This is a genomic window from Leptobacterium flavescens, assembly GCF_010671605.1.
Taxonomy (GTDB): Bacteria; Bacteroidota; Bacteroidia; order Flavobacteriales; family Flavobacteriaceae; genus Leptobacterium; species Leptobacterium flavescens.
On sequence record NZ_JAABOO010000004.1, the window covers coordinates 140,741 to 162,102 of the forward strand.

Consider the following 21,362-nt stretch of genomic DNA (forward strand, 5'->3'; position numbering starts at 1 on the left):
AATAAGCTTTTCCTATAGCGGAATTCTGCAAAGTTTTTAACTAAAAAACAGAATTATGAACAGTTTGCATATTTTTGTTTGATGCGACTCATCAAAAATGTATTTAACTTCTACCTGAATGCCAGTATTCATGTTGCTTTAGCGGTGTATGCTCTGGTTCAGGTAACTTTTCTGAACTTCGGCCTGGCCTATGATCCGGCTTTGAGTTTTGTTACATTTTTTGGCACGATTGTTACATATAATTTTATCAAATACGGAAGCCGGGCAAAGCACTATGTTATTGTAGAGCAAGATCAGGATAAGATAGTACAATACTTTAGCGTGCTCTGCGGCCTGGCAATGCTGTATTTCGCATTTCAGCTGCCTCTTGAGATCCTGATCGGTTTCGGGCTGCTGGCCCTGGTCTCTGCCCTCTACGTTATTCCGGTATACTCCAATAAAAAGAGCATCCGAAACCTGCACGGTATCAAGATCTATATCGTGGCCCTGGTATGGAGCGGAACCACCGTTTTCCTTCCCATCATAGGAGAGGGGAGGGCCATCAGCCATGATGTGATAGTAGAGGGGGTACAGCGTTTTTTGTTTGTCCTGACCATCACCCTGCCTTTTGAGATCCGCGACCTGGCGGTAGACAGCAGGGAACTGAGCACCATTCCTCAGCTTATAGGGGTTAAAAGAACCAAAATACTGGGGGTTATATTAATGATCATCTTCTTTTTCCTGGAATTCTTTAAGGATGAGTTCAGCCTGGAGAATGTGGTAACTTTAGGAATAATAGAAACCGCTGTAATTTTATTTCTACTATTCTCCGGAAGGGAACAATCTAAATATTACAGCGGCTTTTTTGTTGAGAGCCTGCCCTTAATTTGGTGGGGGGCTAAAGTATTTTTTATTACTTATCCTTAGATTCGGATAATTGCTTATTAAGCATGTCTTTTAATTCGTCTTTCTTTTTATCATCCATTACCTTCAGGTCTGCCATTTCGCAGAGCGAAGTTAATTTGGTATTCTTACGTGTATATTCGTTAGTTATTCTACACCACAGAAGTCTGAAATTCAGCTTTACCCTTTCCCAAAAGGTAGCCTCCCCATACTGTAATTTGTTACAGATATGCTGAGCCTCTTCATAGGTGATAAAAAATATACTCTTCTTGGTTTTCATTTGCTTTGTCTTGTCTTAATTTTTTATTTAAAACCAGTTTTTCTCAAGGCATGCAGTTAATGCAGTCCTTGCCCTGTGTATTATTACCCATAGGTTAGACGGAGTAATATTCAATTCATTACAAATTGCTTCCGTTTCATAACCTTCAATTGTTTTCATTTTAAAAATCTGAGCTTGTTTAACAGGAAGCTTACCCATACATTCCTGTATTGCTATTCCAAGCTCTTCGTTTTGCATAGAATCTTCTGCGTTCCCATCGTAGGGATCGGAAATACGTTCCTCCATCCAGTTGCCTTCTTCTTCGCTATCCGTATTATAACTCATTCTAACTTCTGCTTTTCCCTTTTTGGAATTTATCTTTCTGTAATAGTCGATAATTTTCCTTTTCAGGATAGAAATTAGCCAGGTACGCTCTGAAGCATCCCCTTTATAATTGTTTGAAGATTTCAAAGCCGCTAGAAAAGTTTCCTGCACAAGATCTTGTGCGGTATCACTATCGCTTACTCTGGAGACCGAATAATTATATAGATAATCTGCATAATTATCGATCCACTTCGTAGGATCTAGGGTGTTTGTTGACATGCCATTACTTTTTCGATTTTCAAAAGTAAAGGAAAAAATGTTAAAAAAACCCCAAGACATTATTTAATTGAGGTTAATTATTCCTCAGGATGGCTCAAAAAGACATATTAGGAGGCTGTATCAGCGCTGTTTAGGTGCGGCAAGCAGATCTTTCAACGCGCTTTCCAGCGAAGGATATAAAAAATAAAAGCCTTTTTGTTGTAATTTTAGTGGTATTACATTTCTGCTTTTTAATATTAACTCGGTTTCCGTATTAATGACCCGTGCTCCCAGCTTGAGGAACCCTTCATTTAGCGGAAAACCAAAGAACATTCTTAAATTCTTTCGCACCGATTCCATAAAAGCTTTATTCTTAACCGGTTTGGGAGCAACTACATTGATAATTCCTTCTATGTGTTTATGGTCGATGATAAACTCTACGGCCCTTGCAAAATCGGTTTTATGTATCCAGCTTACCAGTTGATCTCCCGTTCCCTGCCTGCCGCCAAAACCCAATTTGGTCAGTTTGAGAATGGGAAGTAATGCACCTCCCTGCTTTCCCAGTACGATGGAAGTTCTTATAGCGACTTTCCTGGTTTCGGGTAAGGATGTGGCAAAGAAGGTATGCTCCCAGAATTTTGCTACATCCATAGAAAAATCAGAGCCTATTTCTCCGGAATATTCATCCATCTCCTTATCGGTAGAATGCCGGTAGATCGTTGCTGTAGATGAGTTGATCCATAGTTTAGGGGGATGGGATAACCGAAGGATAGCCTTATTCAGAACGTTGGTGCTATCCAGCCTGGAGGACAGGATCAGGTCTTTGTTTTTCTGATTGTATCTGCAATCCACAGATTTACCTGCCAGGTTGATAAGAACGTCAGAATTGTTCAGATAATTTACCCAACTTCCAAGCGTTTTAGCATCCCATTTTACAAATTGAAGCTTCCCTTCGGTATGCGTTTTGGACCGTGATAGAATGATGATCTTATCGAATTTGTTTTTAAAATATTCAATAAGGATGTTTCCGAGGAAACCACTCCCTCCGGCAAGAACTAATGTTTTCATTGGAATAATTTTTTTAATTGATATGTGATAAACAAAAAGTAAAAAGCCAGTATGCTCGAAACTCCCCATAAAGTCATCAGAAATGTATCCGGATCCAGGAAGGTGGCTGATAGCAATGATATAGCAAGAACACCATAAATAATACTGTGAACCTTTAAACTTTTGGTGAGCTTTTTAAACCGGGATAGTATCATAAAAAAGCAAACTAATTGAATTACACCGAGAACTATTTGCGCCAGGATACCAAACCAAAAGGTTATATATAAAATTATGGTTAGTACTATAAACCATAAGTTGACGGGAAAGAGATTTTTCATAAGCTCGTTTTTAAATATTTGTTTTTATATTTTTAAACTTTCAGAAATAATTGAAACTTTATATTAAAAAAATTATGTCATTAACTTATAGATGGTCTTGGTGATCCAGTTTCCTTTTTGCTCGGTAATTTTATCCAGCATATTGTCTGCTCTCAGAATAAAATCATAAAGCTCGGAGGTGGTTTTTTTAAACTGTTCGGCATCCCCGCTTTGATCCTCAACATCACTGACCTCCTTTAAAACCCTGATGGCAGGCTTTATTTCCCTTCTGCTTCTTTCCTTTGCTATTTTACGGGCCAGTTCTTCGATGCTTTTTTCCGAACTGAAAAACTCCCTTCTTTCACCCGCTTTGAATTCCTTAAAGACGATACCCCAATCTATAAGAGAACGTAGATTCATACTGGCATTTCCCCTGGATATATGAAGCTCTTCCATGATATCTTCCATAGATAGGGCTTCTTCCGAAATAAGAAGCAAGGCATGGATCTGTGCCATAGTTTTATTGATACCCCATTGAGAGCCTAATGCCCCCCAGGTTTGTATAAACTTTTTTTTCGCTTCGTCCAGTTTCATGTTTCAAATATAGGTAAATTTCTGAACTTTCAAAAATAATTGAAACTTTTATGTAAGGAAAGATAAATTTTAACCCTCTTTCCTTAAATTTTAATTGGCTATTAACCCGGCTCTTCGCAGTAATGCTTCCGGTTGAGGCTCTTTACCTCTAAAGCGTTTGTAAAGCGTCATAGGGGCTTCAACACCGCCTTTGGACAATACATTTTCCTTAAAGCTCTGCGCAACTTCCCTGTTAAAGATCCCTTCTTCCTTAAAGAATTCAAAAGCATCGGCATCCAGTACTTCCGCCCATTTATAACTGTAGTAACCGGCAGAATATCCTCCCTGGAAAATATGGGAGAAGGCCGTGCTCATGCAGGTTTCCTCAACAGCGGGATACAGTTCGGTAATTTCAAAAGCTTTTTTCTCAATGGCCTTTACATCCTTGTTTTCAGGAAGCGGTGCCCCGTGCCAGCTCATATCCAGAAGTCCGAAACTCAATTGTCTCAGCGTTTGTATTCCTTCCATAAAAGTAGAGGAAGCCTTGATCTTTTCTACAAATTCCATCGGAATAAGTTCGCCGCTTTCATAGTGCTTTGCAAAGAGCTCCAGGGCTTCTTTTTCATAACACCAGTTCTCCAGTACCTGACTTGGCAGCTCAACAAAATCCCAGTACACATTGGTACCGCTTAAACTGGGGTAAGTGGTATTGGCCAGCATCCCGTGAAGGGCATGCCCGAATTCGTGAAATAAAGTGGTTACCTCGGTAAAGGTCAGGAGGGAAGGCTTGGTTTCCGTGGGTTTGGTAAAATTACACACGATGGAAACATGCGGCCGTTCGTTTTGTCCGTTCTTTACGAACTGTGGTTTGTAAGAGGTCATCCAGGCGCCGTTCCTCTTTCCGGGCCTCGGGTGGAAATCGGCATAAAAGACCGCTACCAGCTCGTTTTCCTCGTTCAGTACCTCATAGGTCTTTACCTCTTCCTGGTACTTATCTATATTACTGATCTCTTTAAAGGACAGGCCAAAGAGTTTTTTGGCAACCGTAAAGACCCCGTCTATTACGTTCTCAAGCTTAAAATAAGGCTTAAGCTTTTCATCGTCCAGGTTAAAGAGTTTTTGTTTTAGTTTTTCGGTATAGTAGGCGCTATCCCATTTCTGAAGCTTTTCTATACCATCGGTCTCACGGGCAAATTCCTGAAGGCGATCGAATTCCTTCTGAGCTGCAGGCTTTGCCTTTTCCAGCAGTTCTTCCAGGAAAGAAGATACTTTTTCCGGGGTCTCCGCCATGCGTTCTTCAAGGATAAAATGAGCATGGGTCTGATAGCCTAACAGTTTAGCCCTTTCATGACGAAGAGCAACTATTTTCAGTACATTCTCCCGGTTGTCCAGCTTATCTCCGTGAAAACCTTTGCTGCCGAATGCCATAAAAAGCTCTTTTCTCAGGGCCCTGTTTTCGGCATACTTCATAAAGGGAATATAACTAGGGTAATCCAGGGTAAAGACCCAACCTTCCTTCTCTTTGCTTTTTGCAAGGGCCTTAGCAGCTTCTACAGCTCCTTCCGGAAGTCCTTTCAGATTACTTTCCTCGGTTATATGCAATTCGTATTTATTGGTCTCTGCCAGGACGTTCTCCCCGAACTTTAAACTTAGTTTGGAAAGCTCCATATCTATTTCCCTCAGGCGGCTTTTATCCTGTTCGTTCAGGTTGGCCCCGTTTCGGGCAAAACTCTTGTATTTCTTTTCCAGAAGGGTAGACTGCTCAGGACTCAATTCAAGTCCGTATCTCTGTTCGTATACGGCCTTGACCTTTTTAAACAGGCCTTCATTCAGGCGAATATCGTTGGCAAATTCAGATAAGAGCGGCGATACTTCCTGTGCTATTTTCTGGATCTCTTCGCTGGTCTCGGCACTATTGAGGTTAAAGAACACCGAAGTAATGCGGTCCAGTTGCTCCCCTGAATATTCCAGGGCCTCGATCACGTTCTGATAGTTCGGATCTTCCGGATTATCTACAATAGCATCGATCTCCTTTTTGGTTTCCTCAATTTCATGTTTGATCGCAGGTAAATAATCCTCGTTTTTAATTTTTGAAAAGGGAGCAGTGTTATAGGGAGTATTAAATTTTTCAGTCAAATTCTTCATTTCTAAGCTTTTTGTTTAATTATATCGGCAATTAAATACTTTTTATCGATTTTTCCCGATTAGGGATCCGCATTTTGCCCGTTTTATCTTGGTCGGCAGATATTTGTACCGGTTTACATAGTTTTAGTTACATTTTTATATACACTTAGCCTTAATTGATAGCTAAATAGTTTTAGAGAGATCCTGAGTTCAATTCCCCCTGAGCCTCAGGATCTTTTCGTTTTTTATCGAAAAAAGAATACTTTTTAACGAAACAGATGAACCAAAAGCAGGGGTTGAAACGTATATCCAACAACCTTATCTAATGAAATTGATTTGATGTAAGTACAGCAAAGTATATTCTGATACCTACTTAAGTTAATTATCTAAATAGTTATAAAGTTTATTTAGTATAATTTTTTGATTAATAGCTGATAAGGACCTCTGCCCTGAGGTCCTTATTTTTTTACGCTCTTGGCGCCTTCTATAACTTTTTGCTTTAACCCTTCCTTGTACATCACAACCTTATCCAATACACATTTGTCCTGCGTTCCAATGATCTGAGCCGCAAGTATTCCTGCGTTTTTGGCTCCGTCAAGAGCTACGGTGGCTACCGGTACCCCGCCTGGCATCTGTAAGATAGAAAGGACAGAATCCCATCCATCTATCGAATTGCTGCTTTTTACCGGAACCCCGATCACCGGAAGGGGAGATAAAGAGGCGATCATTCCCGGCAGATGAGCTGCACCCCCTGCACCGGCAATAATTACCGAGATCCCTCTGGTATGGGCCTCTTTCCCGTAAGAAAACATCTTTTCCGGGGTCCTGTGGGCCGATACAATATCTACTTCTACCTCGATATCGAAACCTTTCAGAATATCTATGGCGTCCTGCATAACGGGAAGATCACTGGTGCTTCCCATGATAACTGCTACTTTTGACATATTATTTGCTTATAACTTTAATCAGTTTTTTTACTTCTCCTGCCACTTCCCTGGCACGGTCCAGTTCTTCATGAACAATGGTTACATGCCCCATTTTCCGGAAAGGTTTTGTTTGTTTCTTTCCGTAGATATGCGGAGTAACCCCTTCAATCTTCATAATATCTTCTATGTTCTCATAAAAAACATTACCCGTATATCCCTCACTTCCTACCAGGTTTACCATCACCCCGCCTACTTTACTATCGGCCCTGCCCAGAGGCAGGTCCAGAATAGCCCTTAAGTGCTGTTCGAACTGGTTGGTGTAACTGGCTTCTATACTGTAATGCCCGCTGTTATGCGGTCTGGGAGCTACTTCATTAACAATGATCTCATTGTCCTGAGTAAGGAACATCTCTACGGCCAGTAAACCTACATGCTCCAGGGCTGCAGAAACTTTTAATGCTACGAGCTGGGCCTTTTTTGCAATTTCGATATCTACCCGTGCCGGACAGATCACATATTCCACCTGGTTGGCGGTGGGGTGAAATTCCATTTCTACCAGGGGATAGGTTTTTACTTCCCCGCTTACATTCCTGGCAACAATAACCGCCAGTTCATTCTTAAAAGGCACCAGTTCCTCCACAATACACTCGGTATTGGGAAGTTCATCCAGATCGGAATAGGTCTTTACTATTTTAACTCCCTGCCCGTCATAGCCGAATTGTGCGCTTTTCCAAACAAAAGGAAAGCTCAGGCTTTCATTCTTTACCGCAGTAAGGATCTCGTTGGTATATGCAAACCTGGAAAAAGGAGCTGTAGGGATATTGTTATCTACATAAAAAAGCTTCTGCTTGGCCTTGTTCTGAATGATCTTCAGGCTGGCAGAGGAAGGGTATACCTTAACACCGTCCTGCTCCAGTTTTTCAAGAGCTTCTACATTTACATGCTCGATCTCGAAGGTGAGAACATCTGCTTTTTTCCCAAAGTTATATACGGTGTCGAAATCCATAAGATCTCCCGTAAAGAACTCATCACAGGCAATCCTGCAGGGAGCTTCTTCGCTGGGGTCCAGAACGAGTGTGTGGATATCGTACTTGCGGGTTTCGTATAAAAGCATTTTTCCTAACTGGCCTCCGCCTAAAATGCCTAATTTGAAATCGGAAGAGAAATAGTTCATTTTTGATATTTGTACAAAAATAAAGGTTTTAACGAAAAGAGATTTAAAATTTTAATGCATAAAACAAGTCTTCTTAATTTAAGTGCCAAAAGCAGATAAATTATCTCATATCTAATGCTTATCTTTGCCGTTTATTAATTTTTTGAGCGTTTGATAAAACTGTACGATAAATATTTTTCTCCCTTTATTCAGGCATCGGAAATCGATGGTATTGTGAGTCAAATGGCAGCTAAGATCCATGCCGATTTCAAGGATGAAACCCCTGTATTCATAGCCGTTTTAAACGGCGCATTTATGTTTACTTCAGACTTTCTCAAGAAGTATCCCGGAGAATGCGAAGTGAGTTTTATTAAACTGGCTTCCTATGAAGGAACATCATCTGCCGGGAAGGTAAAGCAATTGCTCGGCCTGAACCAGGATCTGGAAGGAAGATCTGTTATTGTACTGGAAGATATCATAGATACCGGAAATACCCTGGAAGAGATCGCAGGTATTTTTTCGGAGCAGAAGCTCAAACAATTGAAGATTGCAACATTATTTTTCAAACCTGAAGTATACAATAAACAAGTACCGATAGATTATATAGGTAGAGAGATTCCCAACAAATTCATCGTAGGCTACGGTCTGGATTACGACGGATTGGGAAGGAATCTGCCGGAAGTTTATCAATTAAAAGAAAAAAAGATGATCAATTTAGTACTCTTTGGAAAACCGGGAGCGGGTAAGGGAACACAAGCTAATTTTTTAAAGGAAAAATACAATTTAATCCATATTTCTACCGGCGATGTTTTTCGGTACAATATGAAAAACAATACCGAGCTGGGTGTCCTGGCAAAATCTTATATCGATAAAGGAGACCTGGTACCTGATGAGGTTACTATTAATATGCTTCGCGAAGAGGTGGAAAAGAATGAAGATGCCAGCGGCTTTATTTTTGACGGTTTTCCTAGAACTACCGCACAGGCAGAAGCCCTGGATGATCTGTTGAGACTTAAAGGGATGGAGTTAAATGCAACCATTGCCCTGGAAGCCAGAGATGAAATACTTATAGATCGTCTGTTAGAGCGTGGTAAGGTGAGCGGAAGAAGTGATGATCAGGACGAAGAAAAGATCAGGAACCGATTTGAGGAATACAATGAGAAAACAGCTCCTCTGATCGCTTACTACAAAGGCAAAGAGAAATTCTACAGTGTAGACGGGATTGGAAGTATTGAAGAGATCACTTCCAGACTAAGTACTGTAATAGACGATATTTAAACAGGGAAACCACCCTGCGCAATCTGAAAACGAATTAAAATGACTGAGGGGAATTTTGTAGATTATGTAAAGATCCATGTGTCTTCCGGGAACGGAGGTAAGGGATCTACGCATTTGCACAGGGAGAAATATGTGGCCAAAGGCGGACCCGACGGCGGAGATGGCGGGCGTGGCGGACACGTAATCGTTAAGGGGAACAAGAACCTTTGGACCCTGCTTCATTTTAAATTTAAAAGACACTTTAAGGCCGGCCACGGAGAACACGGAAGTAAGAACAGAAGTACCGGGGCCGACGGAGATGATGTGTTTATGGAAGTACCCCTGGGAACGGTAATAAGAGATACGGATACCAACGAGGTATTGTTTGAAATTACTGAAGACCAGGAAGAAAAGATCATCATAAAGGGAGGCCTTGGCGGAAGAGGAAACTGGCATTTCAAATCGCCTACCAATCAAACCCCGCGCTATGCGCAACCGGGTCTGGAAGGGGAAGAGAAGAATATTACCCTCGAACTTAAAGTCCTGGCCGATGTGGGCCTTGTAGGTTTTCCGAATGCGGGGAAATCTACCTTGCTTTCGGTGATCACTTCGGCAAAACCTAAAATTGCCGATTACGAATTTACCACCCTTAAGCCCAATCTGGGAATTGTTAAGCACAGGGATTACCAGACCTTTGTAATGGCCGATATTCCCGGGATCATAGAAGGGGCGGCCGAAGGTAAAGGCCTGGGGCATTATTTCCTTCGCCATATAGAAAGGAATTCCAGTCTGCTATTCCTTATTCCGGCAGATAGCAATGATATTGCCAAAGAGTATGATATCCTGCTTAACGAATTAAAAAAGTACAATCCCGAATTACTGGACAAGGAACGCCTTATAGCCATTTCCAAAAGCGATATGCTGGATGATGAACTAAAGGCCGAAATGAAAGAAGAACTCGATAAAGACCTGAAGATCCCTTATATTTTTATATCTTCAGTAGCCCAACAGGGAATACAGGAACTCAAAGATAAACTCTGGAATATGCTCAATTGATGAGAGAAAAGCTGAAAAATATTGTTGAAAGTACAGAAAGCCTCGGAGGCCGCATATTTTCAATAATTATTCAGCTGCTTATCATTACTTCCATCGTTTCTTTCTCCATAGAGACCATTCCGGACCTCCAACCGCAGACACGAACTGTTTTAAAGTGGATAGAGATCTTTTCTGTAGTTGTCTTTACCGCAGAATACCTGCTGCGTATTTATGTAGCCGATAGAAAGTCTGGTTTTATTTTTAGTTTTTTAGGGATCGTAGATCTGCTGGCTATTCTGCCGTTTTACCTCTCTTTCGGAATAGACCTGAGATCGATAAGGGCTCTGCGCCTTATACGCTTGTTCCGCCTGTTAAAACTGGTGCGCTACAACAATGTAATATCCCGATTCAGCAAAGCACTTAGATACGCAAAAGAGGAACTTATCCTGTTTTTCTTTATTACCATTGTTCTTATTTACCTGTCTGCCGTTGGTATCTACTATTTTGAGAACGGAGTACAACCAGAGAACTTTTCTTCGGTATTTGACAGCCTGTGGTGGGCGGTTGCTACCTTAACAACTGTAGGTTACGGAGATATCTATCCGATAACGGCAGGAGGCAAGGTGTTCACTTTTTTTATTCTGCTTCTGGGGCTCGGCATCGTTGCAGTACCCGCAGGCATTATTTCATCGGCCCTGACCAAGGCTATAGATGATGAGAGAGATAATAAATATAGCTAAGAATTTTTCCGGCGTTCTATTTTTGGGTAAATTGAGGTAAAATTAGCGTGATGAAATGAGCGTAAAAACTTTAAACGGATGAAAAAATTAGGTGTACTTTTAATTCTTTGTGTGGTGGTTTCCTGTGGTGTGCCCAGTGTAGTCTACGATTATGACAAAAAAACGAGTTTTGATCAGTACAAAACCTACGGGATCTTCCCCGATATACAGACCGGTTTAAGTGAACTGGATAATAAGCGACTTTTCTTTCAGCTGGATTCCGTATTGCAATCCAAAGGCTTTAGAAGATCGGTAACTCCCGATTTCCATATCAATGTGGTAGCCGAAGAGTATCAGGATGTAAACAGGAACTCCGTGGGAATAGGTATTGGAGGAACCGGAAGGAATGTAGGTGTAGGGGTCTCCGGAGGTATCCCTATCGGTGGCTCGAGGCTAACACAACGTGTGGTATTCGACCTGATAGATGTAAAAAGGAACGAGCTTTTCTGGCAGGCATCTGCTGCCGCTCCGGTACGAACAAAGACCACTCCGGTTCAGCGGGAAGAACACTTCAGAAAGATGGTTGCAAAGGTGTTTGCAAAGTTTCCCCCGAAAAAAAGAAAATAGAAATACATGAATTCGATTAATTTAACGTTTTATTTAAAAATAGATTTGAAATGAATTCGTTAAAATAACGACCCAAATTGAGCTAAGCTAAATTATTGTTTTTAGAGTTTATGAGAAGATTAACCCTACTTGTCTTTTTATTTCCATTTTTTGTGTTTTCGCAACTCTCCATTGTCGATAGCGCACAGTCATTAATTGATAAGAAACAGTATAAACAGGCGGAGCAACTCCTTAAAACAGAATTATCTAAAGATCAGGAAAATCTGGAACTCATAGAGAAATTGGGTGATGTATACGGGCATCAGAAAAAATGGGATGATGCCATTGTCTACTATGAGAAATTAAAAGTAGCGAGACCAGGTGTGGCTAACTATCACTATAAATACGGAGGTGCCCTGGGGATGAAAGCCCTTGGAGTAAGTAAGTTTAAGGCGCTGATGTATATCGGGGATATTAAAAAGTCCTTTATAAAAGCAATAGAACTGGAGCCCGACCATATAGATGCGCACTGGGCCCTGATAGAATATTATGTACAGATCCCGGGAATAGTGGGGGGAAGTAAGCGAAAGGCCATAGAATGTGCCAATCACCTTCAGAAAATATCTGCAGTAGACGGTTTCCTGGCAAAAGGTTATATCTACGAGTATAAAGACGATCCGGAACTGGCAGAAGTAAATTACAAGATGGCGATAAAGGTTGGCGGTTCCTTAAATTGCTTTCAGAAGCTGACCGATCTTTATGAAAACAAGACCAAAGAACCGGAAAAGGCAATTGCCAATATAGAAGCTGCCCAGAAAAAACACGAACGCAATGCCCTGCATTACCAGATAGGTAAGGTATGTGCAGATTACAATATTCAGCTGGATAAAGGTATCTATTGCCTGAAAGAGTATATCGATAACTATACCGTGGCAGACGGAGTGCCTGTAGAATGGGCTTACCTTCGCCTGGCGCAGATATACAGACTAAAAGAGAATAAAGTAAAGGCTACGGAATGGGTAAATAAGGCGCTTGCCAAAAAGGCTTCATTTAAACAGGCCAAAGAGGAAAAAGCATTGATCCAAACCCTCTAAGCTCTTAACTTTCTTTTTATCTTTACAGCCTAATTAAACCTTCTACATGAAAATTCATTTTATAGCAATAGGTGGAAGTGCTATGCACAATCTTGCCATTGCCCTGCATAATAAAGGATATGAGATAAGCGGAAGCGATGATGTTATTTTCGAACCTTCGAAATCCAGGCTGGAAAGCCGGGGATTATTACCCCAAAGCTTCGGATGGTACGAAGAGAATATAAGCCCGGACCTCGATGCGGTTATTCTTGGAATGCATGCAAAACCGGATAATCCCGAATTGCTTAAAGCGCAGGAGCTCGGTCTGAAGATCTACTCCTACCCTGAATTTTTATACGAGCAATCCAAACTTAAAACGAGGGTGGTTATAGGGGGGAGCCACGGGAAGACCACTATTACCTCTATGATCCTGCATGTACTCAACTATCACGATATAGAGGTAGATTATATGGTAGGTGCCCAGTTAGAAGGTTTTGATACCATGGTGCATCTTACCGAAGACAATGAGTTTATGGTACTGGAAGGCGATGAGTATCTGTCATCACCCATAGACAGAAGACCTAAATTTCATTTGTATCAACCCAATATAGCCCTGCTTAGCGGGATTGCCTGGGATCATATTAATGTCTTTCCTACCTATGAGAATTACGTAGAGCAGTTTAAGATCTTTACAGACAGTATTGTGAACGGAGGGATCATGGTCTATAACGAGGAAGACCCTGAGGTGAAGACTGTGGTCGAATCTTCGGAGAACAGCATCAGGAAGCATCCGTATACCACTCCTGAGTACCAGGTTATGGACGGGCAAACATTTCTGGAAACTCCGGAAGGCGAAATGCCGGTGGAGGTTTTCGGAAAGCACAACCTGAACAACCTGATGGGAGCCAAATGGATATGCCAGCATATGGGGGTGGATGAAGCCGATTTTTACGAGGCCATCGCCAGTTTTAAAGGCGCATCCAAACGACTTGAAAAAATAAAGGAAAGCAATACGGCTGTAGCGTTTAAAGATTTTGCTCATTCTCCGAGCAAAGTGAAGGCTACGACCGAAGCGGTAAAAGAACAGTACAGGAACAGAAGATTGCTGGCCTGTCTTGAATTACATACCTATAGCAGTCTGAATGCAGAATTCCTTAAGGAATATGAAGGAAGCCTGGGAGCGGCAGATACAGCCGTGGTATTCTATTCGCCTGAAGCAGTCCAGATCAAAAAATTAGAGGAGATCTCCTCAGAACAGATCGCGGGTGCCTTCGGAAGGGATGATATCGTGGTGTATACCAATCCTGATGAATTTCGTCAGTTCCTATTCTCGCAAAAACTCGATGATACCGCTTTACTCCTGATGAGTAGCGGGAACTATGGCGGACTTGATTTTGAGGAAGTAAAAGAACTTTTATAAGCTGCACCTATAGCCCGAACTGCCTCAGGTGATGGTCCATATGTTTGTATTGCATTTTACCCCATTGTTCGGGCGTAAACTTGCCAAAATACGGATGTACGATCCAGTTTTCCTTGTTTTTAGCCTGATGAAATTCGGTGATCAGAGCCGATAGCATATCTTTTTCTTTATGAAAATCCCGGTCATCATTTATAACAAATTGCCTGGCCGTAGGCAGACTCTGTTTCCATGGTCTGTCATTATACAGTGAAGAGCGAACAGCCCTGAACAGAAGGCGTTTCAACAGTCCCGGACGGTTGCGAAGCGCTATTTTTTCCAGCCCAACATTCAACGGCCCCTGGCAGTGGGCACACATCTGGGCGGCATTCATTTTTCCCCAGGTAGGCTGCGTTTTTTCATCCAGTTGTTCAAGCCTGTTCTGTAGTTCCTGATAGCTTGATTCTTCGAAAATTGACTTCATATTGATTTATAAATAACGTGGAGAATAAAGATACGACATCTTTTAAAGTTTAGTATATTTGATATTCATAATGAAGGAAAAATCAACCAATATCTCCATAAAAAACTGGCATGAAAAAGACAGGCCCAGAGAAAAGTTCCTCAATATCGGGAAAGATGTTCTCAGTGATGCCGAGCTCCTGGCTATTTTACTGGGAAGCGGGAACCGGAATGAAAGTGCGGTCCAGTTATCCCAGAAGATATTGAGATCGGTGAGTAATAATCTCAACGAATTAGGAAAGCTCTCGGTTACGGAACTTATGCAGTTTAACGGGATAGGAGAAGCCAAAGCTGTTGCCGTAGCTGCCTCTCTCGAACTCGGAAGGAGGAGGCGAAAGGAAAAGGTCATGGATAGAAAGAAGATTACCTCCAGCGCCATTGCCTACGAATATTTTTACCCGATAATCGGGGAATTACCCCATGAAGAGTTCTGGATCGTCTACTTAAATAATTCCAACAAGGTCATACAATCCATACAATTGAGCAAGGGAGGGATTACCGGAACTCTGGTCGATATTCGCCTGGCATTGAGGCATGCGCTGGAGATGCGGGCCACCTCATTGATACTGGCACATAATCACCCTTCGGGTAACTTAAATCCGAGTAAGTCTGATAAGCAACTCACCCTTAAATTAAAAAATGCGTGTGAAAGTTTAGATATAAAAGTTTTGGATCATATCATTGTTGCCGAAAAATCTTATTTTAGCTTCGCTGATGAAGATTTGTTGTAATTGCCCTGCAAAAATGTGCATACAGATATGCTCTTAGTATACACCCATAAGATTACACCCAGACTAACTTATATCATGAAGCATGTTTTTACAAAGATGCTTCAGATAGAGGTTGCCTTTACCACAAAAGTTGAGGATTTTATAGGACATACGGGTGCCAAGATCACTTATACGAGGCAGCCGCTTCAGAATGAGTTTTTTATAAAAAGTCATGAATTGCTTTTTGAACAGGGAGTGCGGGATGTTGAGATACACATCCAGCAATGGGATGATATTCCCTGCTTTTTTCCGACTTCCGAAAAGAGCGCTGTTCCCTTCGATGTTTTTGCGGCCAGTTTTTATATGATCAGCAGGTATGAGGAATACCTTCCTTATGTAAAGGATGTACATGGCCGTTTTCCGGCAACGGAAAGCCTGGCATATCAGAATGACTTCCTGGAAATACCGGTGGTCGATATCTGGGTCAATAAACTTAAACTGGCCCTTTTAAAGCGCTTTCCCGATCTGCAAATTGTAAAAAGAGAATATGAACACCTGTCTATAATAGATGTTTCGGTTTCTCACTGCTTCCGGGAAAGAGGGATCATAAGATCTCTGGGCGGGATGCTTATCGACTTTTTTTCACTCAAGATCGGGAGGATGATTACCCGTCTGGCAGTTTTACTCCGTATTAAAAAGGATCCGTACAACAACTTCCAGGAACTGATAGAAATGCACAAGGAATACGGTACCAGGGCTATTTTCTTTTTTCTGCTGGCAGATTATTCCAATTATGACAAGAATATATCGATAAACAATCCGAGGTTCAGATCGCTGGTCAAATCGGTGGCAGATTACAGTATCGTGTCCCTGATGGCTTCCTATAATTCCTATAACAATCCTAAAATACTCAAGAAAGACAGGGCCCGGCTTATAGAACTGATCCGGAGGCCTGTAAAAAGGGTTCGCCTGAGATTTAACAGGGTTAACATACCTGAAAGCTATAAAACAGTGGTGGAAGCCGAGTTTAACGAAGATTATTCTATGGGATATACTTTGTTTCCCGGGTTCAGGGCAGGTACCTGTACGCCTTTCTTTTTTTACGATATAAGCTTTGAGGTGCAGCTACCCTTAAAAGTAACTCCTTTTTGTGTGGAGGATTACGGGCTGACCCGTTATAAGAACACTAAAGAAGCGGTACAGGTATACAGAAGGATCAGGGAACAGGTAAGGAAAGTGAACGGAACCTTTGTGACCGTTTTTTCCAATGAGATCCTGGGAGGAGCCATGAAGCAACCCTGGAAAGATATATATTACGAACTTTTAAAAGACAAACATTGAAAGATAAGATCACCGATATTTTCTTCGACCTGGATCATACCCTCTGGGATTTTGACAGGAACTCCAACCTGACCTTCGGGAAGATCCTGAAAACGAATCGTGTGGACGTGCTCCTGGAGGATTTTGTAAAAGTGTATGTTCCGTTGAATGCCGAATACTGGAAACTTTACCGGGAAGAGCGCATATCCAAGGAAGAACTGAGGTACGGAAGGTTAAAAGACACCTTCGACCGTTTGAAAATGAAGGTGGAAGACGAATTGATCCATCGTTTGTCCGATCAGTATATTCAGGAACTGCCGAATCAGAATTATTTGTTTGAAAATACAACCGAGATCCTGGATTACCTCCGTCCGAATTACAAACTTCACATTATAACCAACGGATTTGAAGAGGTACAAAAAGGAAAATTAAACAATTCTAAAATAGGCCATTTTTTTACCCATATTATCAATTCCGAAATGGTGGGCGTTAAAAAGCCCAATCCCAGGATCTTTGAATTTGCCCTGGAAAAAGCCAGTGTCAGTCCGGAAAATACGGTAATGATCGGAGATAATCTGGAAGCAGATATCCTCGGGGCTAAAAATATGGGAATGAATACCTTGCACTTCAATTCTAACAATGAAGAAATACACGATCACAGTATCATTATCAATGATTTGTTAGAAATAAAACAATATCTCTAAAATAAGACTTCATTTACAACCGTTATACTATTTACCCGATTGGTTTTACCAAAGGGGTATTAAAGGGATAAGAATTAGTAGGGGTAAATGATAAAGAACTTTCTTTTGGTTTTAGGTATAATGCTGTTGGGGTCTTCCTGTGTTAAAAATGTAGATTTTGACCAGGCCGATGACCTCCGGCTAACTCCTGTTGTAGATGTAAGTCTGCTCTTTTTTGAGGAAACTCCCGATCGTTTTCTGATCAATGGAGTGGAGTTGACCAATGGCTTTATTTCCGATACCACAGATATTCAGGTCCTGGACGATAGCTTTATTGTAGAAAGCCTTATCCGGGCCGAACTGGAGTTCGAATTTACCAATAGTGTAGACCGGGCATTCAGGGCAGAAGTAGTGTTCCTGGATACCGATACCACTCCTATACATTCTTTCGATATAGATATTCCCGCAACCCAAACCGAAATAACCGTTACCCATACAGAGAACTTTACCGAAGGAAATATAGATACTATAACAGCAACGACGCAGATGGTAGTAAACTTTTTTCTTTTACCAGGTGGCCAACCGATAACAGAAGAAACTCAAGGTTCCTTAAAACTAAGATCCAAAGGAACTTTTTACCTGCTTGTTGAATAATGAAGAAAACGCTGCTTATTATATTGTGCTTATGGGGACTCATTCCGGGATATACTCAGAATAAGCAACTGCTGTACGATTTTAACGAGATCCCTCAATCCCTGATGCTAAATCCGGGAGCGGAGACCTTGCATCGCTGGCATGCCGGTATTCCCTTTCTTTCGGGAATATATGCCAATGTTGGGGTAAGCGGTTTTACCCTTAATGACCTTTTTGCCGATAACGGGGTGGATTTTAATGAAAAGGTGCGCAACCTTTTGTTCGGGGTGTCGAGAAACGATGTGATCAGCCTTAACCAGCAATTAGAGATCTTTAATATCGGATTCAGAAAGGACGGATGGAGGGGAAGGACCTATTATTCTTTCGGGATCTATGAAGAAATAGACTTTTTTAGCTACTGGCCCAAAGACCTGGCAATCCTTGCTTTTGAAGGGAACAGTAATTTTATCAATTCACCTTTTAATCTGGGCGACCTGAATTTCCGGGGAGAATTCCTGACGGTATTTCATTTTGGGATCAACAAAAAAGTAAGTGAAAAGTTTACCTATGGAGTCCGGGCAAAAATATATTCAAGTATTTTAAACTTCAGCTCTGTCGGTAACAGGGGAACTTTTATTACCGAAGACGGACAAAATAATTTTTTCACCCACAGGATACAGGCAGATCTGGAGCTAAAAACTTCCGGCTACGCCTCGCTCAGAGAAGCAGGGTCCGATGCCTTTGTCAGTAACCTCAGGAAGCGTGCTTTCCTGGGAGGAAACCTGGGGCTGGGCTTTGATGTAGGTTTTACCTATAAGCCGGAAGAGCAGTGGACCATTACCGGGAGCCTTCAGGATGTCGGGTTTATAAGGCATTCAAAAGATACCGAAAGTTACAAGCTTAACGGAGAGTTTGAACTGGAAGGGATAGAACTATCATTTCCGGAGATCGTAAACGGAGACGGATTGAATGACTACTGGCAGGAACTCCTGGATGATCTTGAAGAACAGGTGCCTTTCGATACGATCTCCAATAAATACACCACATTGAGGCCGGTAAAGCTCAACGGATCTGTAAAATATACTTTCGGACGTAAAAAGCCTTCAAAAAAGGAGTGTAATTGCGAAGCTACAGATCGTGAATATCGCAATGCTGCGGGGCTTCAGCTTTTTGCCGTTGGCAGGCCCAGATTACCCCTTATTGCATTAACAGCATTCTATCAGACCAAATTAACCAACTTCCTGGATGTCAAAGCTACCTATACTGTTGATAAATTCTCGTTCCGGAATCTGGGATTAGGGTTCTCTTCTGAGATTGGTAACGTAAATTTTTATATATTGGCGGATAACTTGCTGGAGTTGCAAAATCTGGCTAAATCACATAATCTTTCGTTTCAGCTGGGCTTTAATATAAAGCTCCCGGAAACGGAAAAACCTTATTAATACGACGATGAAGAAAATATCTCTCCTGTTATTGCTTCTTAGCTTTAGCATAACAACATTTGGACAAAACAATATTAATAAATATAAATACGTAGTCGTTCCGAGTAAATTCGATACGTTTAAGCATGAAAATGAATATCAGTTAAATGCAATGCTGGAATTCCTGCTTAAAAAGAACAATTTTAATGCTCTATACCAGACATCTCTGCCGGAAGATTACCTGAGGAATAATTGCATCGGGTTAAAGGCAGATGTAAAAAATACCTCCGGTTTACTGACCAATAAGGTTATCATAGAGTTTAAAGACTGTCAGGGAAATGTGGTTTTCGCCTCCAAAGAAGGAAAAAGCAAGATAAAGGAATTTCAAAAAGGATATCAGGCAGCTTTAAGGCAGGCTTTTGAGTCGGTAGAATTCCTTAACTATAAATACGAGCCTTCTTCAGAAGCCGAACAAAATGCGGTGGTAGTCCGCCGTGAGGAGCCAACAACAGTACAGCCCGAAGTAGTTAAGGAGGTAAAGGAAGTAAAGACCGAAACAACGGGTACGGTACAATCTACTTCAGGAACGGTAAATACCGTTCAGACCGGAACAGTTAACACCAATGTCCTCTATGCCCAACCTATAGCCAACGGTTTCCAGCTGGTAGACAGTACACCTAAGGTGGTGTATATTTTACAGGAAACAGGAATAAAAGACGTTTTTCTGGTAAAGGGGATCGATGGTATCTTCTATGTGAAAAACGGTAAATGGATCGTTGAATACTACAAGAATAACCAAAGGGTACAGGAAGAAGTAAACGTTAAATTCTAGTAACCGTACTTATTTTTCCATCTTTTTTTCAGGAAATCCCGAAGGGCGTTTTCTCTCTGATTATTTCCGGGCTCATAAAAGGTTTTATTGCTGAGTTCATCCGGTAGGAATTCCTGTTCTATAAAATTGGCATTAAAGTCGTGAGCGTATTTGTAGTTCTGACCGTAACCGATATCTTTCATGAGTTTAGTGGGAGCATTCCTCAGATGCAGAGGAACAGACAGATCTCCTGTTTCCTTAACCGCCTGTGCAGCTTTTTTGATGGCCATATAGGATGCATTGCTCTTTGCAGAAGTTGCCAGATAAACGGCGCACTGACTCAGAATAATACGGGCTTCCGGATAACCGATGGTAGTTACCGCCTGGAAAGTATTGTTCGCAATGACCAGAGCCGTGGGATTTGCATTTCCTATATCTTCTGATGCGAGGATAAGCATTCTCCTGGCAATGAATTTTACATCTTCACCACCCTCAATCATACGTGCCAGCCAGTATACGGCTGCATTCGGATCACTTCCTCTGATCGATTTAATAAAAGCCGAGATAATATCGTAATGTTGTTCTCCAGTCTTGTCGTAGAGGACCGTGTTTTTCTGGATCTTTTTCATGACCATCTCGTCGGTAATGATCACATGATCGCTTCCCTCGGAGTTGATGACCAATTCAAAAATATTGAGCAGTTTTCTCCCGTCTCCTCCCGAAAGCCGGAGAAGTGCTTCGGTTTCCTTTAGTTCGATATTTTTCTTTGAAATAAGCTCATCCTCTTTCATCGCCCTTTCCAGAAGGGTTTCCAGGTCTTTTTTATCAAAAGGATTTAAAATATATACCTGACAGCGTGATAAAAGTGCAGGAATGACCTCAAAGCTGGGGTTTTCGGTAGTGGCCCCTACAAGGGTTACCCAACCCTTTTCAACCGCCGCCAGCAGGGAGTCCTGCTGCGACTTGCTAAACCTGTGAATCTCGTCTATAAACAGGATAGGGTTCTTGGCTGTAAAAAGACCGCCGCTTTGTTTGGCTTTATCTATAACTTCCCTTACATCCTTTACCCCGGAGCTAATGGCACTTAGCGTATAAAAAGGTCTTCCGGATTCTTCGGCTATAATATTGGCCAGGGTGGTTTTTCCCGTTCCCGGAGGACCCCAGAAGATCAGGGAAGGGATAATACCCTGCTTGATCTGATTGGTAAGAGAACCGGTCTCTCCAACCAAATGACTCTGACTGATATACTCATTTAATGTTTTCGGGCGTACTCTTTCGGCTAAGGGTTCATTCATGTTGTAAAAATACTAATA

Annotated in this window: 22 protein-coding genes; 13 read left to right on the forward strand and 9 right to left on the reverse strand. The window is 41.6% G+C overall.

Features of this window, described 5'->3' with window-relative positions; all coding sequences use genetic code 11:
- The first annotated feature begins 81 nt into the window (after positions 1-81).
- On the forward strand, positions 82-906 hold the full coding sequence (locus GWK08_RS16870; protein ID WP_163608428.1) for a UbiA prenyltransferase family protein: 825 nt from the start codon (positions 82-84) through the stop codon (positions 904-906).
- Here the strand turns inward: GWK08_RS16870 and GWK08_RS16875 are convergent.
- The 7 genes from GWK08_RS16875 to GWK08_RS16905 form a co-directional block, all read right to left on the reverse strand.
- Positions 893-1,162 (reverse strand): hypothetical protein, encoded by a 270-nt coding sequence (locus GWK08_RS16875; protein ID WP_163608429.1) that lies wholly within the window; start codon positions 1,160-1,162, stop codon positions 893-895. The genes GWK08_RS16870 and GWK08_RS16875 overlap by 14 nt on opposite strands.
- A gap of 27 nt (positions 1,163-1,189) precedes the next feature.
- The gene (locus GWK08_RS16880; protein WP_163608430.1) at positions 1,190-1,744 is read right to left on the reverse strand and encodes a sigma-70 family RNA polymerase sigma factor; all 555 of its coding nucleotides are present in this window, start codon (positions 1,742-1,744) and stop codon (positions 1,190-1,192) included.
- Positions 1,745-1,864: 120 nt separating this feature from the next.
- The gene (locus tag GWK08_RS16885) at positions 1,865-2,791 is read right to left on the reverse strand and encodes a TIGR01777 family oxidoreductase (protein ID WP_163608431.1); all 927 of its coding nucleotides are present in this window, start codon (positions 2,789-2,791) and stop codon (positions 1,865-1,867) included.
- Positions 2,792-3,180: 389 nt separating this feature from the next.
- Positions 3,181-3,681: a GbsR/MarR family transcriptional regulator gene (locus tag GWK08_RS16890; protein WP_163608432.1), complete on the reverse strand. Its 501-nt coding sequence runs from the start codon at positions 3,679-3,681 to the stop codon at positions 3,181-3,183.
- 90 nt (positions 3,682-3,771) lie between these two features.
- Positions 3,772-5,805 (reverse strand): M3 family metallopeptidase, encoded by a 2,034-nt coding sequence (locus tag GWK08_RS16895; RefSeq protein WP_163608433.1) that lies wholly within the window; start codon positions 5,803-5,805, stop codon positions 3,772-3,774.
- 437 nt (positions 5,806-6,242) lie between these two features.
- On the reverse strand, positions 6,243-6,728 hold the full coding sequence (gene purE / locus GWK08_RS16900) for a 5-(carboxyamino)imidazole ribonucleotide mutase (protein ID WP_163608434.1): 486 nt from the start codon (positions 6,726-6,728) through the stop codon (positions 6,243-6,245).
- A 1-nt stretch (position 6,729) separates the two neighbouring features.
- Positions 6,730-7,884, reverse strand: a complete 1,155-nt coding sequence (locus GWK08_RS16905) for a 5-(carboxyamino)imidazole ribonucleotide synthase (RefSeq protein WP_163608435.1) — start codon at positions 7,882-7,884, stop codon at positions 6,730-6,732.
- Between the two features lie 150 nt (positions 7,885-8,034).
- Here GWK08_RS16905 and GWK08_RS16910 point away from each other — a divergent pair, with 150 nt between their 5' ends.
- The 6 genes from GWK08_RS16910 (at position 8,035) to GWK08_RS16935 (ending at position 13,973) form a co-directional block, all read left to right on the forward strand.
- Positions 8,035-9,141 carry an adenylate kinase gene (locus GWK08_RS16910; RefSeq protein ID WP_163608436.1) on the forward strand — a complete coding sequence of 369 codons (1,107 nt, stop codon included), beginning with the start codon at positions 8,035-8,037 and terminating at the stop codon, positions 9,139-9,141.
- Between the two features lie 39 nt (positions 9,142-9,180).
- On the forward strand, positions 9,181-10,176 hold the full coding sequence (obgE, locus tag GWK08_RS16915) for a GTPase ObgE (protein WP_163608437.1): 996 nt from the start codon (positions 9,181-9,183) through the stop codon (positions 10,174-10,176).
- The gene (locus GWK08_RS16920) at positions 10,176-10,895 is read left to right on the forward strand and encodes an ion transporter (RefSeq protein ID WP_163608438.1); all 720 of its coding nucleotides are present in this window, start codon (positions 10,176-10,178) and stop codon (positions 10,893-10,895) included. The genes obgE and GWK08_RS16920 overlap by 1 nt, the downstream gene beginning before the upstream one ends.
- Before the next feature lie 78 nt (positions 10,896-10,973).
- Complete coding sequence (locus tag GWK08_RS16925) at positions 10,974-11,501, forward strand: DUF4136 domain-containing protein (RefSeq protein WP_163608439.1); 528 nt, start codon at positions 10,974-10,976, stop codon at positions 11,499-11,501.
- Between the two features lie 110 nt (positions 11,502-11,611).
- On the forward strand, positions 11,612-12,574 hold the full coding sequence (locus GWK08_RS16930; protein WP_163608440.1) for a tetratricopeptide repeat protein: 963 nt from the start codon (positions 11,612-11,614) through the stop codon (positions 12,572-12,574).
- Between the two features lie 46 nt (positions 12,575-12,620).
- On the forward strand, positions 12,621-13,973 hold the full coding sequence (locus GWK08_RS16935; protein ID WP_163608441.1) for a UDP-N-acetylmuramate--L-alanine ligase: 1,353 nt from the start codon (positions 12,621-12,623) through the stop codon (positions 13,971-13,973).
- 7 nt (positions 13,974-13,980) lie between these two features.
- Here the strand turns inward: GWK08_RS16935 and GWK08_RS16940 are convergent, their stop codons facing one another.
- Positions 13,981-14,433, reverse strand: coding sequence for a DUF1569 domain-containing protein (locus GWK08_RS16940; RefSeq protein WP_163608442.1), 453 nt, complete (start codon positions 14,431-14,433; stop codon positions 13,981-13,983).
- A 70-nt stretch (positions 14,434-14,503) separates the two neighbouring features.
- On the opposite strand from GWK08_RS16940, the gene radC reads away from it, so the two are divergent.
- From radC to GWK08_RS16970, 6 genes are all read left to right on the forward strand, one after another.
- Positions 14,504-15,202, forward strand: coding sequence for a RadC family protein (gene radC, locus GWK08_RS16945; protein WP_163608443.1), 699 nt, complete (start codon positions 14,504-14,506; stop codon positions 15,200-15,202).
- 75 nt (positions 15,203-15,277) lie between these two features.
- Positions 15,278-16,522 carry a polysaccharide deacetylase family protein gene (locus GWK08_RS16950; protein WP_239524948.1) on the forward strand — a complete coding sequence of 415 codons (1,245 nt, stop codon included), beginning with the start codon at positions 15,278-15,280 and terminating at the stop codon, positions 16,520-16,522.
- On the forward strand, positions 16,519-17,205 hold the full coding sequence (locus GWK08_RS16955) for a YjjG family noncanonical pyrimidine nucleotidase (protein WP_163608445.1): 687 nt from the start codon (positions 16,519-16,521) through the stop codon (positions 17,203-17,205). Before GWK08_RS16950 ends, GWK08_RS16955 begins: the two co-directional genes overlap by 4 nt.
- 87 nt (positions 17,206-17,292) lie before the next feature.
- Positions 17,293-17,838: a hypothetical protein gene (locus tag GWK08_RS16960; RefSeq protein WP_163608446.1), complete on the forward strand. Its 546-nt coding sequence runs from the start codon at positions 17,293-17,295 to the stop codon at positions 17,836-17,838.
- Positions 17,838-19,259 (forward strand): DUF5723 family protein, encoded by a 1,422-nt coding sequence (locus tag GWK08_RS16965; protein WP_163608447.1) that lies wholly within the window; start codon positions 17,838-17,840, stop codon positions 19,257-19,259. Before GWK08_RS16960 ends, GWK08_RS16965 begins: the two co-directional genes overlap by 1 nt.
- A 7-nt stretch (positions 19,260-19,266) precedes the next feature.
- On the forward strand, positions 19,267-20,070 hold the full coding sequence (locus tag GWK08_RS16970) for a hypothetical protein (protein ID WP_163608448.1): 804 nt from the start codon (positions 19,267-19,269) through the stop codon (positions 20,068-20,070).
- On the opposite strand, the gene GWK08_RS16975 is transcribed toward GWK08_RS16970, so the two are convergent.
- A complete protein-coding gene (locus GWK08_RS16975; RefSeq protein WP_163608449.1) occupies positions 20,067-21,344 on the reverse strand; it encodes a replication-associated recombination protein A in 1,278 nt (425 codons plus the stop codon). The genes GWK08_RS16970 and GWK08_RS16975 overlap by 4 nt on opposite strands.
- Positions 21,345-21,362: the final 18 nt, after the last annotated feature.

What these genes read in the sequence shown, in the direction of transcription:
- GWK08_RS16870 (WP_163608428.1), top strand. Translation starts at nt 82, where the DNA reads ATGCGACTCATCAAAAATGTATTTAACTTCTACCTGAATGCCAGTATT.
- GWK08_RS16875 (WP_163608429.1), bottom strand. Translation starts at nt 1,162, where the DNA reads ATGAAAACCAAGAAGAGTATATTTTTTATCACCTATGAAGAGGCTCAG.
- GWK08_RS16880 (WP_163608430.1), bottom strand. Translation starts at nt 1,744, where the DNA reads ATGTCAACAAACACCCTAGATCCTACGAAGTGGATCGATAATTATGCA.
- GWK08_RS16885 (WP_163608431.1), bottom strand. Translation starts at nt 2,791, where the DNA reads ATGAAAACATTAGTTCTTGCCGGAGGGAGTGGTTTCCTCGGAAACATC.
- GWK08_RS16890 (WP_163608432.1), bottom strand. Translation starts at nt 3,681, where the DNA reads ATGAAACTGGACGAAGCGAAAAAAAAGTTTATACAAACCTGGGGGGCA.
- GWK08_RS16895 (WP_163608433.1), bottom strand. Translation starts at nt 5,805, where the DNA reads ATGAAGAATTTGACTGAAAAATTTAATACTCCCTATAACACTGCTCCC.
- purE (WP_163608434.1), bottom strand. Translation starts at nt 6,728, where the DNA reads ATGTCAAAAGTAGCAGTTATCATGGGAAGCACCAGTGATCTTCCCGTT.
- GWK08_RS16905 (WP_163608435.1), bottom strand. Translation starts at nt 7,884, where the DNA reads ATGAACTATTTCTCTTCCGATTTCAAATTAGGCATTTTAGGCGGAGGC.
- obgE (WP_163608437.1), top strand. Translation starts at nt 9,181, where the DNA reads ATGACTGAGGGGAATTTTGTAGATTATGTAAAGATCCATGTGTCTTCC.
- GWK08_RS16920 (WP_163608438.1), top strand. Translation starts at nt 10,176, where the DNA reads ATGAGAGAAAAGCTGAAAAATATTGTTGAAAGTACAGAAAGCCTCGGA.
- GWK08_RS16925 (WP_163608439.1), top strand. Translation starts at nt 10,974, where the DNA reads ATGAAAAAATTAGGTGTACTTTTAATTCTTTGTGTGGTGGTTTCCTGT.
- GWK08_RS16930 (WP_163608440.1), top strand. Translation starts at nt 11,612, where the DNA reads ATGAGAAGATTAACCCTACTTGTCTTTTTATTTCCATTTTTTGTGTTT.
- GWK08_RS16935 (WP_163608441.1), top strand. Translation starts at nt 12,621, where the DNA reads ATGAAAATTCATTTTATAGCAATAGGTGGAAGTGCTATGCACAATCTT.
- GWK08_RS16940 (WP_163608442.1), bottom strand. Translation starts at nt 14,433, where the DNA reads ATGAAGTCAATTTTCGAAGAATCAAGCTATCAGGAACTACAGAACAGG.
- radC (WP_163608443.1), top strand. Translation starts at nt 14,504, where the DNA reads ATGAAGGAAAAATCAACCAATATCTCCATAAAAAACTGGCATGAAAAA.
- GWK08_RS16950 (WP_239524948.1), top strand. Translation starts at nt 15,278, where the DNA reads ATGAAGCATGTTTTTACAAAGATGCTTCAGATAGAGGTTGCCTTTACC.
- GWK08_RS16960 (WP_163608446.1), top strand. Translation starts at nt 17,293, where the DNA reads ATGATAAAGAACTTTCTTTTGGTTTTAGGTATAATGCTGTTGGGGTCT.
- GWK08_RS16965 (WP_163608447.1), top strand. Translation starts at nt 17,838, where the DNA reads ATGAAGAAAACGCTGCTTATTATATTGTGCTTATGGGGACTCATTCCG.
- GWK08_RS16970 (WP_163608448.1), top strand. Translation starts at nt 19,267, where the DNA reads ATGAAGAAAATATCTCTCCTGTTATTGCTTCTTAGCTTTAGCATAACA.
- GWK08_RS16975 (WP_163608449.1), bottom strand. Translation starts at nt 21,344, where the DNA reads ATGAATGAACCCTTAGCCGAAAGAGTACGCCCGAAAACATTAAATGAG.